Source organism: Nonlabens agnitus (assembly GCF_002994045.1).
Lineage (GTDB): Bacteria > Bacteroidota > Bacteroidia > Flavobacteriales > Flavobacteriaceae > Nonlabens > Nonlabens agnitus.
Genome location: NZ_MQUC01000003.1, coordinates 1,415,917 through 1,430,862, shown reverse-complemented (window position 1 = coordinate 1,430,862; position 14,946 = coordinate 1,415,917). Strand labels below are relative to the sequence as shown.

Here is a 14,946-nt window from a genome sequence, read left to right as displayed (position 1 = left end):
GGATATTTAATTGTGCTCAAAATTGAATTACGAGATTGTAAAAGGTCAGCATTGCGATCAAACTCCACACTATTGTACGCCACCAATTGGTGCGATCTAACTTCTGGCATAGAGGTACATCAAACTTTTGAGCGACCAGTTTCTCATGTAAAGGCTTGTAAAATAGTGCCGTTGATAGCCACATACTGCCTACCAGTAAAAAATCAACGATATGTAAGAATCCAAACTTTGAATCGTAAAGCAGGTATCCAGAAAGGATAAGTTGTCCCAACATCAATGGTAGGACAATAAACGTAATGTTCTTCATGTAAATGTGGTGCCAGCGGTCAAATCCTTCTTTTCCAAAATGGCAAAAACTGGGATATATCACCAGCTGCACCATCCAGATGAGTACGACCAGACCTACATCAGTACACAGTTTCAATAATTCCCAAAGGGTCAGCTCCATAGCTCAGTTTTAGGTGTAAGATTGTTCATCGCGTCATGGATCTAAGAGATTCATCAGCATTGGAAATGAGCACGCTTTCGCGAAAGCGAAATCCCCAACAACAAATAACTAGTACCACTTTATAGCCCGTCAAAAATAAATTAAACTTGCAGTCGTTTAGTTATAGCAATCTACAATTCTTAATGCGTCACCATTACCTCGTTTTACTTACACTACTATTTACAGGCGCAATCTGTTACGGGCAAATAGGTGGTGAGGCGACATATCAATTTCTCAATCTGGTCTCAGGAACAAAACAGGCAGCCTTGGGAGGTCGTGTACTTACGGCCGTAGGTTATGACCCTACTACAGCGATCTATAATCCAGCTACCATTAACCCTAAGATGGATAATCAGTTGCAGGTGAACTATGTCAATTATTTGGGTGATGTCAACTATGGTACGGCAAGCTATGCCTATACTTGGGATCGTCGTGTACAAACCTTTCATGCTGGTGTTACTTATTTGAATTATGGGAAATTTGATGGTTACGACGAGCAGGGAAATTCTACAGGAGAATTTAGCGGTAATGAGGTAGCGGTTTCTTTGGGTTATGCCTACAATATACCATGGTCTGACTTTTATGTGGGCGTCAATGCAAAACTGATCAGTTCACAGCTGGAAAACTTTACCTCGCTAGGTGGTGCGGTTGATCTGGGTTTGCTGTATTATGATGAAGACAAGGCTATACGTGGTGCTTTGGTCATACGCAATCTGGGCACTCAATTCACGGCATATAATGAAGTGTATGAAAATTTACCATTAGAGATTGCAGTAGGTTTTTCAAATACCATGCGCACGTTGCCTTTACGATTACATGTCACTTTGGAAAATTTACAGCAATGGGACATTGCTTTTTCAAACAGTGCCAACGCGCAGCGTGATCTGGATGGAAATGTGATTGAGGACGATCCAGGTTTTTTCAATAATGCCTTGCGTCACACGGTTCTAGGTGTCGAGATCTTCCCAGAATCAGATTTTCAATTGCGATTGGGTTATAGCTTCCGTAGGGCAGAAGAGTTGCGCATCCAGGACACCAGAGCCTTCTCTGGTTTAAGCGCTGGATTCTCACTCAAGATCAGGAAATTGCGTTTTAGCTATGCACACTCTCGTTATAGTCTTGCCTCTCACACCAGTTTTATAGGTGTAAATGTTAACTTGCAATAATATGCAACGTAAAATCACCATTGCCATCGATGGGCATTCCAGCACTGGGAAAAGCACTGCCGCAAAGCAACTTGCGCAAGAATTGGGTTATCTATATGTAGATACTGGTGCGATGTATCGAGCGGTTTCTTTTTTCGCTTTAAGCGAAAACTTAATCCATAACGGCATCCTAGACAAATCAAAGCTGGAGCAAAGACTCCACGAGATCACCATTACTTTTGAACGCCATCCAGAAAACGGAAACAATGAGGTCTGTCTCAATGGTCGCAATATTGAAAAGGAAATAAGAACCCTTGAGGTAAGCAGTGTCGTGAGCAAGATTGCAGAAGTATCTGCCGTGCGTTCTAAACTTGTGGAACAGCAACAAAAAATGGGTGCCGAAAAAGGCGTCGTTATGGATGGTCGTGACATAGGCACCGTCGTTTTCCCAGATGCTGAATTAAAAGTGTTCATGACCGCAGCAGCAGATGAGCGTGCCAAAAGACGTTATGAAGAACTCAAAAAACGCGGTGATCATGTAGAGTATGAAGACGTTCTAAACAATGTCATAGAACGTGACCAGATAGATTCCAATCGTGAGGACAGTCCACTAGTTCAAGCTGCTGATGCACGATTGCTCGATACCAGTCATATGGATCGTGACGAGCAATTTGACACCTTGTTGCATTGGGCCAAAGAAAGATTGAGAAACTAGATCCATAATTGAGTTACCTTGTGGGTAAATGTTTGATTACTCAATTTTTCTAACGAAGGTATATTTACCTATTCTATCTCAGAAGTTTTTCAATCTCATTACCAATTTCATAGGATCCTTCGTTAAACCCAACGAATGATTTTACTATAACACCATTTTGATCAATCAAAAAACTATTTGGTAATGCCTGGACGGCGTATTTTGAAACATTTTCTCCTTTTATTCCTTTAAGGTCTGAAATATTCAACCAATGAATTTCATCTTCTTCACTAGATTGCTTCCAATATTTTTCACGAGTGTCAAGTGAATAGCTAATTACAATAAAACCCTTGTTACCAAATCTTTCGATTAAATCGGGAAACTCTTTTTTATTCTGTAACCTACATGGAATACAGCCACTTGCCCAAAAGTCTAATAATATGACATCACCTTGAAAATCAGATATTTTATGTTTGGTGCCATTTAAGTCTTTTCCAACAATATCCTTGAATTTATCGCCCACCTTTATGTCGTCTGATTTTGCATAGGCCAGTAATTCTTGACCTTTTGGAGAATTTGAATTAAAAGAGTCTAACCTTCCATAAAATAACAGTAGGCTATCCTTTGAAACCTGTTTTTTCTTGTATAACAATTGATTCAAAGCCATCTGGTTATTGGCATTAGAATAAAGGAATTGGATTTCTCTTGTAAATCTATTTGAATTTGTAGCATTTATAGATATAGAATCATATTCCTTCAAAAGATCTGTTTGATTTGATCCTTTTACTTTAGCATTAAAGAAGTCAGAAAATTCTCCTGTTATAAAAATATTCTTATTTTCCAAAAAGAATAGTTTATAGGGCTCTAGATGCTTTTCATTTTTATCGTAAAAATCCAAGTAACACAATGAGGCTACATCTACTTCTCCAGAAAATTGAAAACTTTCGTTGATTACAATAGTAGAATCTATGATTTTATCAATATCTCTATTGTACAAAGTAACTTTAGTACTATCAGGAAAATTTCTTGCGGTAATTTTTAAATGAAATTTTTCCCTCGGGTCGATTTTTTCAGACTCTTTACAAGAGATAGTCATAAATATGATTAATAGTAGTGGAAATGTACTTTTCATATCTAGGCTTTCTCAAGAAGTTGAACTGATTTACTTAAAATTTAATACACTTAGTCTTCCAACTCACTATCATCTGCATCGTTGGGAAGAATCTCTGGCAACTTGCCGGGACGTTTTGCAGGAAAGAATTCATGGATGCTGTCGTCTCCTAAATATTTGAAGCGCAGCACATCTCTATTGTTGGCGATAATTTCATAATGTAGGGAATCTCCATTGCGTATGAGGTGCAGGAACGTGACGCCTTCTTCAGCATAATTTTTACCATTGTAGTCTTGATTGACCACGTAGTCATAATAGTCATCGATGCTGTCCTGTTCAGATCTGTAGAACATATTGATCTGGTCCTTCTGGATCTCCATACCGGCATCTGGATCCAGATCATTGAGATAGGTGTCTTGTTTTAAAACCTCCATCATCTTTACGCGTTCTACCGTATCCACTTTTTTAAATTGTTCTGGATGGTTACGTGGATCATCGATCACGACAGGCTTTTCATTACAAGATGCGAGCAGCAACACGCCACAAAAGGCAACTAGAATATTCTTTAACATATTATCGTTTGATTTGGTTTTCATAAATCTTGATCCATTCCTCAACAGAAATCTTGCCACAAAGATCAGCAATTAGGTCTAATGGGATGTTATCCGCTTTTTTAAAACGTATACAGCTCTTTCCCATGTCCAGCTTTGTTTGGGTGTGTTTGGAATATTCGTTTTGAAACCATTTCAAAAGTTCTGGCGAGGCGTATATTCCAGAATGATATAGTGCCATGTAATTTTTTTACGAGGCCAGATTAATGAAGGGTAGAGGCGTTATGTCTTTGCCAGCATGGTATCCTGCTGGATAAGTGGATAGTGGAACTTGATAGGCGATCATACCGTAACTCATGGCTTCTTCAAAGCCGCTAGGCAAGTGCGTCTGGATCAGAGTCCTCAACTTCCGTATAGCGATCTGGCGATCTTCGGGTAGTTCCTTGATATATTCTTCTGGAGTAGTTGCGGTTGAAGTCATCCCATGATTTTATGTGATGAGAAGATAAAAGGAATTTCGCTTTCGCGAAAGCGAAATTATCCACCTAACGTTTTAATGTAAAATGGCCTTTTAATTCTTGCCCGTCATCCAGCTTGATGAGGTACCAGTAGTCGCTCGAAGGCATGGGCTCGTTGTTGAAAGTTCCGTTCCATCCTGAATTGGAGTCCTGATAACTGGTTAGAAGCTTGCCATAACGATCAAAAATCTGGATGGCAACCACTATTTGTTCTGGATCTGTAATTTTCCATACATCGTTGAACCCGTCTTGATTAGGCGTGAAAAACAGTGGTATGACCAGTCGTGGATCAAAAGTCGTAAAACTGAAATTGCTACAATTCGACACGTTACCTGTGGCATTGTAAGGAGTTATCGATGCATAAATCACGGTATTAGGCGGCAAATTTGTGGCTTGATACCTCGAGTTGTTACCAACATCTATCAAGGACAAAATATCGTCAGAATCCGGCTGTGTTCCTAAACTGAGGAAATAACCTGTAGCGTCAATGACATCTTCCCAAACGATGTCAATGTTAGCAGAAATTTCAATGGCTCCATTACTTGGATAAATAATATTGGTGCAATTAGGAGGCGTTGGAAGGATTTCGGTTGTAAAAGTGATTTCTGCACAGCCGTTTGCCATTCCTGCGCTATTGTACGGATTGATGTTCACGAAATAGGTTGTGTTTTCATCAAAATCAGTTTGCGGATTATAAGTTGTAGAATTCCCATTATCAAAATCTGCCAAAATATCGCTAGCGCCAGCGCTTGTTCCAATGGAGATCAAATATCCTGTTGCAGTGGCTGTGGCGTTCCAAGTTATATCGGTATCAATCGGGATATTGATCGCTCCATCTGCTGGTGTATTTATCGTTGTACAGAATGGCGGCTGAACGGTATTACCTGTTGAAAAAGTTATTTCTTGACAATTGGGAACTGGTCCAGCCGTATCAAACGGTATGATCTGTAGGTAGTACGTAGTATTTTCCTGGAGGTTTTGTGGTATATCGTATTGTGTAGGCGTGAACAACAGCTGGGTATCAACCACATCTGCAAGTCCTGGAGCAGTGCCTAACCGTATTTCGTATCCGTCTGCAACATTTACACCGTTCGCGCTTGTTGAAATGGTCCACTCCAGATCTATGTCGACAGGTACATTTTGTTGATTGGGTTGAGGTGTCAAGATCGTGGAACAACTCAAAAAGTTATTTATAAATACCGTTTGGAATCTTTCTTCTATACAACCTGTAGCATTACCAGCTGCGTTGTAGGGTATGATGGTAATAAAAAAAGAAGTGCTTGCAGACAAATCTGCGGGTGGATCATACACTACGTTGTTGCCATTGTCAAAGTTAGCGAGCAAATCATTTGTGCCTGGTTGACTACCTATGTTGACAATGTAGCCTTCAGCACCATTAACGGCATTCCATTCTATATCAGTGTCTACGGGAACATTTTGTTCAGTATCTAAAGGTCGAATTAACGAGGTGCAATTGGGTACTTGAAGAAGAGTTTCTGTGGTAAAGCTGGTTTCGGCACAGCCAGTAGCCATTCCTGCACCGTTGTACGGATTTATGTTGACAAAGTAGGTCGTGTTTTCCTGAAAATCTGCTGGCGGATTATAAGTCGTGGCATTTCCGTTATCAAAATTTGCTAAAACATCGCTAGCGCCAGCGCTCGTTCCAATCGATATCAAATATCCTGTCGCCGTTACGGATGGGTTCCAAGAAATGTTGGTGTCTATGGCCACATCTGTCGCTCCATTGGTTGGCATGTTGACAGAGGTACAGTTAGGAGGTGTCATTGAAGGCCCAGTCGTAAAATTGATACTACTACAATTTTGCGCTGCACCATCACGATTGTAAGGAATAATAGTCAAATACAGATTTTCTAAATCTGGCAACTCACCAGGAAATTCATAAAAATCAACAGCTCCTACTATAGTGTCTAGAATTTCTGATCCGCCTGGCGTTCTTCCAAGCAATATATTATAAGAAGTTAAACTGCTGGTACTTGACTGCTGAGGAATCAAATCCCATCTGAAAATTCCGTCAACAGGAAAGGCGTTATTTCCATTTTGTGGACTTTGTATAGTAGTGCAAGGTGGTGGCGCCAGCAATCGATCTGTTCTAATTTGTTCTTCGCCACAGCTTTCAGCAACACCTACGGAATTATATGGAATGATTGTAATAAATAATTCTTGATCTTGCGGTAGATTGTTAGGTGGATCGTAAATAGTGCTACTTCCATTATCAAAATTATCTAAAACATCGGTCAATCCACTTGAAGTTCCTATATTCAACCTATAACCTGTAGCTTCGGCAACTGGCTCCCAAGTCAAATTACCATCATATTCTTGACTATTACCAGAAGTTAGAAATGTACAACCTGGCACTGAAAGGGCAACGTCCGTCGTGAAGCTTATTTCCGTACAGCCTGTTGCATTACCGGCTGCATTGTATGGCGTTATCGTGACGTAGTAAGTGGTGTTTTCTTCAAAATCCGTTGGTGGATTATAGGTCGTGGCGTTGCCATTATCAAAACTTGCCAAAACATCACTGGCGCCAGCGCTCGTTCCAATCGAGATCAAATATCCTGTTGCGACAGTAACTGCTGTCCAATTGATATTTGTATCTACTGACACATCGTTTGATCCATCTGTTGGTAAGGTTATAGAGGTACAGGCTGGTAGTATATCGTTTATGACAAGCGTGATATCATTACGCTCCAGTATCAATTGCTGGCCATTATTTGGGCTAGTCACAATATCACTAGAAATCTGACAATGATAAACTCCTTCATCTGCGACTGTAACGTCGTTTAAGATTAAGTTGGGGCTGTCGGGTGCTGTGGCAATGGGATTACCATCCTTAAACCATTCATAATGGTTTTGACTACCAGAAACCGTCACTGTCATGGTAATATCATCACCAGCATTTGCATTAATTGTTTCTTCTATATCAACTTTTGCCTGCGGGTCATTCCGATAAAAAGCTGTAGGGACAATATTATCACGATAATATGCATGCTCATTTTCAAAATCACCAAATTGAAATCTATTAACACTGAAGATATAATAGGACAAATTAGATAATCCAGTAAGATTGGGAACGGTACCAGCAAATTGATTGTTGCCCAAATCGACAATTGATAAATTTGGATAGGTCAATAAAGAGCTGAGAATATTTGGGTCGTTCAATTGGTTGCTACCTAGTGCAATGTATGTCAATGTATTTGTTGCAGGTGGCGGTATAAAAGCGGTCAATTCATTTGACGACAAGTTAATGGATCGTATTGCTGGATTGTTACTGTAATTCATGGAAACGAGATTGTTGCCCCTTATCCAGGTCCATTCTAATAATGGATTTTGAGATGTATCTACGGTTGTGATCTCATTACGTTCTAACGCAAGAAATGTGAGTAGCGGCGAGTTAGTCACATCTAGGCTGGTCAAGGCGCATAAAACGCAACGAAATCTAGTTAGATTTACCTGATTGCTTAAATCGATATTCGTAATCGGGTTGCTACCCATCTCTAGGTCAGATAGATTTATGTTGTTGGTTAAATCAAGTGCTGTCAAGTTGTTATTAGCTAGATTAACGGTAGTCAATAAGGGATTTGAATCCAATACAATAGAATTCAGTCCGCAGGTATTGCAAGATAATGTTGTAAGTGTGCCATTATTTGATAGATCCAGCGATCCTATGGTATTGAATGATATGTCAAGATTAACCAGTGCTATATTTTGCGATACATCAAGAGAAGTAAGACTATTGCGAGCAACTCTTAGGTTAGTTAGATTAGGATAGTTTGAAGGATCAACACTTGTAAGCTGATTGGTGCTCAAGGATAGTACCTCAAGTAGTGGTAAGTTAGGTGCAGTAAAACTTGAAAACTCATTGGAATCCAGCGACGCTTGAACTATTGATGGTGGCAGGTCAATTGAGGTAAGCTGGTTTCCTGATAGTCTAACAACATTCAAAACCGTATTGCTGGATAAGTCTACAGATGCTATTTGGTTTCCGCTCGCGTTTAAAGTTTCCAGTGCTAAAAAATCATCAATGCCGGTCAGGTCAGTGATATTTTGATTTGCGATGGAAAGTGTTCTAATACCGCTTATGTTTGCAGTGGGTACCTGTCCATCTATGACATTGTCATAACCTTGATCTATAAGTGTCTGCTCAAAATTAGTGTCAGGAATTGATGTGTTTTGAGCAAGGACGTATTGCCCCAATGAACTTATCAGAATAAATAAAGTAAATAACGACTTCATTTTAGGGTAATTTGGGAAATCAAATTTACCGTTTTAGATTGGGATGATTTACAATCATTTAATTTTTAGCTAAGAGTGTTCCGCTTTCGCGAAAGCGAAATAAACATCATCAATTTGCAAAGCATAAAATTGTAGATTTTTAAATTAATTCATACTTTTGCAAGCCCAAAACGAGAACACGGAAACCGTTTGGGAATCAAAACTTTATAAAAATCTTCTAGGGAAGTTTCTATAAGTTTCCGGCAGACCTTAGAATACAAATTTTAATCAGCAAACAAAACATGGCTGAAGAAACAACAAAACAAGAACTTGAAGCGGCACAAGATGGTGTTGCAGAAACTCAGGTTCAAGAACAAGTAGAAGCGGCGACTCCTGTCGAGGCTCCTAAAAAACAACAAGATCCTCAAGAATTTTTGGACACTTTTGACTGGGAACGTTACAGTGAAGGTATCGAGAAAGTAGATGAGGACCAACTTAAGGCTTTTGAAAAGCTGGTTGCCGAAAACTTTGTGGATACCATCGATTCTGATGTTATTGAAGGTGAGGTAATCAAGATGACAGATCGTGATGCGATCATTGACATCAATGCAAAATCTGAAGGTGTTATTTCCCTTAACGAGTTCCGTTACAACCCTAACCTAAAAGTAGGTGACAAGGTTGAGGTACTTGTAGACGTGCGTGAAGATGCGACTGGACAATTGGTCCTTTCTCACCGCAAAGCTCGTTTGATCAAAGCATGGGAGCGTGTGAACAATGCACACGATACTGGCGAGATCGTTAATGGGTATGTTAAATGTCGTACTAAAGGTGGTATGATCGTAGACGTATTTGGTATCGAGGCATTCCTTCCAGGATCACAAATCGATGTGAAGCCTATTCGCGACTATGATGCATACGTTGATAAAACAATGGAGTTCAAGGTGGTGAAAATCAACCACGAGTTCAAAAACGTTGTTGTATCGCACAAAGCACTTATTGAGGCAGATATTGAAGAGCAGAAAAAAGAAATCATCTCTCGTCTAGAGAAAGGACAAGTACTGGAAGGTGTTGTGAAAAACATCACTTCTTACGGTGTCTTTGTAGATCTAGGTGGTGTAGACGGACTAGTTCACATAACAGACCTTTCCTGGTCACGTATCAACCACCCTAATGAGGTAGTAGATCTTGATCAAACGCTTAACGTGGTAATCCTTGACTTTGATGAAGATAAGTCACGCATCCAGTTAGGTCTTAAGCAATTGGAGCCACACCCATGGGAAGCTCTTTCTGACAAGATCAAGCCAGGTGATAAAGTAAAAGGTAAAGTAGTAGTCATTGCTGATTACGGTGCATTTGTTGAGGTAGAAGAAGGAGTTGAAGGACTCGTTCACGTATCTGAAATGTCATGGTCAACCCACTTAAGAAGTGCTGGTGACTTTGTAAAAGTAGGAGACATTATCGAGGCAGAAGTTCTTACTGTAGATAGAGAAGATCGCAAGATGTCTCTAGGTATGAAACAACTTTCTCAAGACCCATGGACAGACATTACTTCTAAGTATCCAGTTGGATCACGTCACACCGGTATCGTTAGAAACTTTACCAACTTTGGTGTATTCGTAGAATTGGAAGAAGGAGTTGATGGATTGATCTACATCTCTGACCTTTCTTGGACTAAGAAAATCAAGCACCCATCAGAATTCTGTTCAGTTGGTGATAAGTTAGACGTAGTAGTTCTTGAACTAGACGTCAATGGTCGCAAACTATCTCTAGGTCATAAGCAGACTAAGGATAACCCATGGGATAAGTACGAGGCTGAATTTGGTCTAGGTACTAAGCATGAGGTTGAAATCACTGAAATGGTAGATAAAGGCGCTGTTGTTAAATTCAACGACGATATCACCGTATTCATCCCAACCCGTCACCTTGAAAAAGAAGATGGAACTAAGTTAGGAAAAGGTGAGAAGGCAGAAATCGAGATCATCGAGTTCAACAAAGAATTCAAGCGTGTAGTAGGATCCCATATGGTAATCCATAAGGAAGAAGAAGCTAAAATCGTTAAGCAAGCAGCTAAGCAGCAACAAGAAGCTGATAAGCCAACGCTGGGTGACGCTAACTCTAAGCTACAAGCATTGAAAGACAGAATGGAAGGTAAAGCCCCAAAGGATGAGCCTAAAAAGAAGTCTAAAAAAGCAGCTAAAGAAGAAGAATAACCTTCAACTTTTATAAACTAGGAATCCCTTGTCATTTAGTTGACAAGGGATTTTTTTATGCAGTAAAAACGATAGGTTGATTAGGGCGTTACCGTCCTGATATGATCAGGACGGTCGGGCTTTACATTGCAATCTTTTTAAATACAAGAACGCTGCGCTCCCTTCTATTTAAAAAGGATTTTCATTTCAATCCCTAACGCAAAAAAGTATCTGCGTTTAGTGATTTTATCAATCTCTCTCTGCTCCATTCTATTTTCAAAACACATAATCACCAGGTCCAGCTTGTTCCAATCAGCTGGTAAAATTGACAATCTTCATAAACCAATCATTGTTCAAATACTTTATATTTGTGGTCATTCAAAGATTTAATGAGCCAGAAACTTCTTCTCAACGCCATAGAGATCGATATTATTTTGAATCGGCTAGCGTGTCAGCTTATTGAAAACCATGGAGATTTTAAAAATACCGCTTTGATAGGCGTACAGCCTAGAGGTACCTTTCTACTTTACAGGCTTAAAAAATTACTGGTAGAGAACTATCAAATTCACAATTTGCGCACTGGATTGTTAGATATTACATTTTATAGAGACGATTTCCGTCGTGGTGAAGAACCACTTAAAGCCAACTCTACCGAGATTGATTTTGTGGTAGAAAACATGAACGTCGTTATTGTTGACGATGTATTATATACTGGTCGCAGCATTAGAGCAGCCCTAACAGCACTGCAGTCTTTTGGTAGGCCTAAGGCCATTGAATTGCTTACCCTTATCGATAGACGCTTTTCACGGCATTTGCCCATACAACCAGATTATAACGGTAGACAAGTGGATGCCATTGGTAACCAAAAGGTAAAAGTAATGTGGAAGGAAAATGCAGATGAAGATGCGGTATACCTACTTAAAACTAACGACCAATGAGTCAATTGAGTGTCGACCATCTATTGGGAATCAAATACCTCACACCAGAGGATATCCAATTGATTCATAAAACAGCAGATCAATTTAAGGAAGTCATCAATAGGCCTATTAAGAAAGTACCATCCTTACGGGACATTACTATTGCAAACCTATTCTTTGAAAACTCAACAAGGACAAAGCTTTCCTTTGAGTTGGCAGAAAAGCGCCTCAGTGCAGACGTAATCAACTTTAGCGCAGCCCAAAGTTCTGTCAAGAAAGGTGAGACGCTTATTGACACGGTCAATAATATTCTGGCCATGAAAGTGGATATAGTCGTCATGCGTCATCCCAATCCTGGCGCTGGTGTTTTTCTTTCAAAACACGTCAACGCTAGAATCGTGAATGCCGGTGATGGAGCACATGAGCATCCTACTCAGGCTTTATTGGATAGTTATTCCATAAGAGAAAAGTTAGGTTCCCTGGACGGTAAGAAAGTAGTCATCGTTGGTGATATTTTACACAGCCGTGTGGCGTTGTCTAATATCTATTGTTTGAAAAAACTAGGCGCTGAGGTGATGGTCTGCGGTCCAGCAACGTTGATCCCTAGACATATTCAAGATTTAGGAGTCAAGGTTGAACTCAATCTTAAAAAAGCTTTGGAATGGTGTGATGTAGCTAATATGCTTCGAGTACAAAATGAGCGTATGGACATCTCATATTTTCCCAGCGTACGAGAATATGTGCAGCAGTATGGTGTTACTAGGGAAATTTTGGATAGTCTAGACAAGGAAATCGTAATCATGCATCCAGGACCTATCAATCGCGGTGTAGAGATCACCAGTGAAGTAGCAGACTCTAGCCAAGCCATTATATTAAATCAAGTAGAAAATGGTGTTGCGATCCGCATGGCGGTTCTTTATTTGATCGCCTCAAAAATTCAGCACAATGACCAGTAAAGTAACCGACAAGTACACCCTATTGAAAGATGATCACGACGACGTTTGTGATTTTGCCAATTTCCTTACACGCATTCACGATAAGTTCATGGATGTCAATCTAGTAATTGATATTTCCAAATACGATGAGATGAGCCTTCAGGATTTGCTGTGCTTCTTGACATTGAGTAATACTCATAGAGCTGAAAAGAAGTCTTTGGTTATTATCAATAGTGCCATTCCATCAGGAGATATTCCAGATGAAATCATTGTGGTGCCAACGCTTCAAGAAGCTGAAGACATTATTGAGATGGAAGAAATAGAACGCGATCTAGGATTTTAATAGTCACAAAAATTGAAACTAACCATCCTAGGCTGTCACAGTGCCACACCACGAGATAATGCTCGTCCTACAGCTCAGGTATTGGAAATAAAAGGTCATTTAATTCTGATCGATTGCGGAGAAGGAACACAGATGGCCTTGCGCAAACAGCGTGTCAAGTTCGCGAGAGTCAAGCATATCTTTATTTCACATTTGCATGGCGACCACGTGTATGGGCTTATAGGTCTAATTTCAACGTTTTGCCTATTGGGTCGCGAGCAGCCATTGCATGTCTACGGGCCTAAAGGCATTCAGGAAATGATCGAGTTGCAATTAAAATTGGGCAATAGCTATATGCCTTTTGAGCTCCATTTTACCGAATTGGAAGCCACCAAATCTGTACAAATATTTGAAGATGATTCCATAACGGTGAGCACCATTCCTCTAGATCATCGCGTTTACACTAATGGGTATTTATTCAAAGAAAAACCCAATGAGCGACACTTGGATATCGTGGCTTGTGAGGAGCTGAATATCGAAAAAGCCTATTACCGCAAAATAAAACAAGGTGCTGACTATGTCAGAGAAAATGGTGAGGTGATCCCTAATGAACGATTAACTACAGATGGAGATCCAGCAAAAAGCTATGCTTTTTGTAGTGATACAATGTATAAGGAAGATATCATCACACACATCAAAGGTGCTACGGCATTGTATCATGAAAGTACTTTTTTGAAACAGCACGAGGATCTATGTAAAAAAACCAAGCATAGTACTGCTGCTCAGGCTGCTACTATTGCTAAAAAGGCCGACGTTGGTATGCTTATTTTGGGCCATTATTCCAGTCGCTACAAATCTTACGACATGTTTACTGACGAGGCACGACCTATTTTTGAAAACAGTCATTGTGCGCTGGACGGTAAGGTTTTTGAGATTTAGAATCGGACTGTGAAAAAAATCCTTTGTTTATTTTTTTTATTCTCGATTTGTTCTCATTCACAGTCAGATCTAGAAATTCTTGGATATAATCTTTTATTGGGAACCTTGACAGGTGGTTTTGGTTCCGCAATCAATAAGTCGCCAGAACAAAAATGGAACGAAGCTTTTTCTGACGGTGCATGGAAAGGAGCTGTCGGTGGAACGTTACTCTATAGTAGCAAAAAATTAATTGCAGAAGTCAATAGTAAGGAAGAATGGCATCTTGCTTGGTCCTCTAAAATCATTCATGATTCTGGCGCTTCCATTATTGAAAATGCAGCTGCCAATAGACCATTGTTTGATCAAGTTAATTTCAATCTAGGGTTTGTTAGAAACGAATTCAGATTTGAAAACGGCGTCACATGGCGACCTTTAATCAAACCACTGTCCATGTCTCTCACGATATACTCGGCTATTGGTAACGACTTCGATACGGGACTTTCATTAGCCTACGGAACTCCAATATTCATAAGAGACGATGAAAGGTTACCAAATGCTTTCGGGATCACTCATGGCAATGCCATAGTATTGAGAGAATCATTACAGAACAACTTCAGCTTGATTAATCATGAAATGGTTCACGTTTTTCAATTGGATGAATATGCTGGATTGAATAATTTAATATTACCACAGCGTATTCAATGGAATAAAAATGAAACATACGATAAGATCACAGATCTCTTTTATGTGGAATACCATTCATTATTTTATTACTCCTTCTACTTTCTTGATGAGCTTATTCAAGGAAGAGGCTTCAATTTTTTGGAAGCTGAGGCCTACAATTTTTCAGATTCTTTTAGAAGGTAAAACCAAAAAAAAATCCCGATCTGAAAATCGGGATTTTTAGGTTTTTAAAAGTCAAGACT

At 39.7% G+C, this 14,946-nt stretch carries 14 protein-coding genes; 8 read left to right on the top strand and 6 right to left on the bottom strand.

Annotated features, from left to right (window positions below):
* Nucleotides 1-16: 16 nt before the first annotated feature.
* A complete protein-coding gene (locus tag BST86_RS06610) occupies nucleotides 17-448 on the bottom strand; it encodes a hypothetical protein (protein ID WP_105982578.1) in 432 nt (143 codons plus the stop codon).
* Between the two features lie 182 nt (nucleotides 449-630).
* Between BST86_RS06610 and porQ the strand changes: the two genes are divergently transcribed.
* On the top strand, nucleotides 631-1,653 hold the full coding sequence (gene porQ, locus BST86_RS06605; RefSeq protein ID WP_105982577.1) for a type IX secretion system protein PorQ: 1,023 nt from the start codon (nucleotides 631-633) through the stop codon (nucleotides 1,651-1,653).
* A gap of 1 nt (nucleotide 1,654) precedes the next feature.
* Nucleotides 1,655-2,347 (top strand): (d)CMP kinase, encoded by a 693-nt coding sequence (gene cmk / locus BST86_RS06600; RefSeq protein ID WP_105982576.1) that lies wholly within the window; start codon nucleotides 1,655-1,657, stop codon nucleotides 2,345-2,347.
* Nucleotides 2,348-2,420: 73 nt separating this feature from the next.
* Here the strand turns inward: cmk and BST86_RS06595 are convergent, their stop codons facing one another.
* The 5 genes from BST86_RS06595 to BST86_RS06580 all read right to left on the bottom strand — a co-directional run bounded on the left by BST86_RS06595 (nucleotide 2,421) and on the right by BST86_RS06580 (nucleotide 8,760).
* The gene (locus tag BST86_RS06595) at nucleotides 2,421-3,458 is read right to left on the bottom strand and encodes a TlpA disulfide reductase family protein (RefSeq protein ID WP_105982575.1); all 1,038 of its coding nucleotides are present in this window, start codon (nucleotides 3,456-3,458) and stop codon (nucleotides 2,421-2,423) included.
* A gap of 50 nt (nucleotides 3,459-3,508) precedes the next feature.
* Nucleotides 3,509-4,033 carry a hypothetical protein gene (locus BST86_RS06590; protein WP_105982574.1) on the bottom strand — a complete coding sequence of 175 codons (525 nt, stop codon included), beginning with the start codon at nucleotides 4,031-4,033 and terminating at the stop codon, nucleotides 3,509-3,511.
* Nucleotides 4,011-4,229, bottom strand: a complete 219-nt coding sequence (locus BST86_RS15130; protein ID WP_317046526.1) for a DUF1801 domain-containing protein — start codon at nucleotides 4,227-4,229, stop codon at nucleotides 4,011-4,013. Before BST86_RS15130 ends, BST86_RS06590 begins: the two co-directional genes overlap by 23 nt.
* Before the next feature lie 9 nt (nucleotides 4,230-4,238).
* Nucleotides 4,239-4,469 (bottom strand): hypothetical protein, encoded by a 231-nt coding sequence (locus BST86_RS15125; RefSeq protein ID WP_317046525.1) that lies wholly within the window; start codon nucleotides 4,467-4,469, stop codon nucleotides 4,239-4,241.
* A 64-nt stretch (nucleotides 4,470-4,533) separates the two neighbouring features.
* Nucleotides 4,534-8,760: a T9SS type B sorting domain-containing protein gene (locus BST86_RS06580; RefSeq protein WP_105982573.1), complete on the bottom strand. Its 4,227-nt coding sequence runs from the start codon at nucleotides 8,758-8,760 to the stop codon at nucleotides 4,534-4,536.
* 281 nt (nucleotides 8,761-9,041) lie between these two features.
* On the opposite strand from BST86_RS06580, the gene rpsA reads away from it, so the two are divergent.
* The 6 genes from rpsA to BST86_RS06550 all read left to right on the top strand — a co-directional run bounded on the left by rpsA (nucleotide 9,042) and on the right by BST86_RS06550 (nucleotide 14,887).
* Nucleotides 9,042-10,949: a 30S ribosomal protein S1 gene (rpsA, locus tag BST86_RS06575; protein WP_105982572.1), complete on the top strand. Its 1,908-nt coding sequence runs from the start codon at nucleotides 9,042-9,044 to the stop codon at nucleotides 10,947-10,949.
* Between the two features lie 368 nt (nucleotides 10,950-11,317).
* Nucleotides 11,318-11,866: a bifunctional pyr operon transcriptional regulator/uracil phosphoribosyltransferase PyrR gene (gene pyrR, locus BST86_RS06570; protein ID WP_105982571.1), complete on the top strand. Its 549-nt coding sequence runs from the start codon at nucleotides 11,318-11,320 to the stop codon at nucleotides 11,864-11,866.
* Entirely contained in the window at nucleotides 11,863-12,801 is a 939-nt protein-coding gene (locus BST86_RS06565) for an aspartate carbamoyltransferase catalytic subunit (protein ID WP_105982570.1), read from the top strand. The genes pyrR and BST86_RS06565 overlap by 4 nt, the downstream gene beginning before the upstream one ends.
* On the top strand, nucleotides 12,791-13,123 hold the full coding sequence (locus BST86_RS06560) for a ribonuclease Z (protein WP_105982569.1): 333 nt from the start codon (nucleotides 12,791-12,793) through the stop codon (nucleotides 13,121-13,123). Before BST86_RS06565 ends, BST86_RS06560 begins: the two co-directional genes overlap by 11 nt.
* 12 nt (nucleotides 13,124-13,135) lie before the next feature.
* Complete coding sequence (locus tag BST86_RS06555; RefSeq protein WP_105982568.1) at nucleotides 13,136-14,041, top strand: ribonuclease Z; 906 nt, start codon at nucleotides 13,136-13,138, stop codon at nucleotides 14,039-14,041.
* A 96-nt stretch (nucleotides 14,042-14,137) separates the two neighbouring features.
* Nucleotides 14,138-14,887 (top strand): hypothetical protein, encoded by a 750-nt coding sequence (locus BST86_RS06550; RefSeq protein WP_146126723.1) that lies wholly within the window; start codon nucleotides 14,138-14,140, stop codon nucleotides 14,885-14,887.
* Nucleotides 14,888-14,946 lie beyond the last annotated feature (59 nt).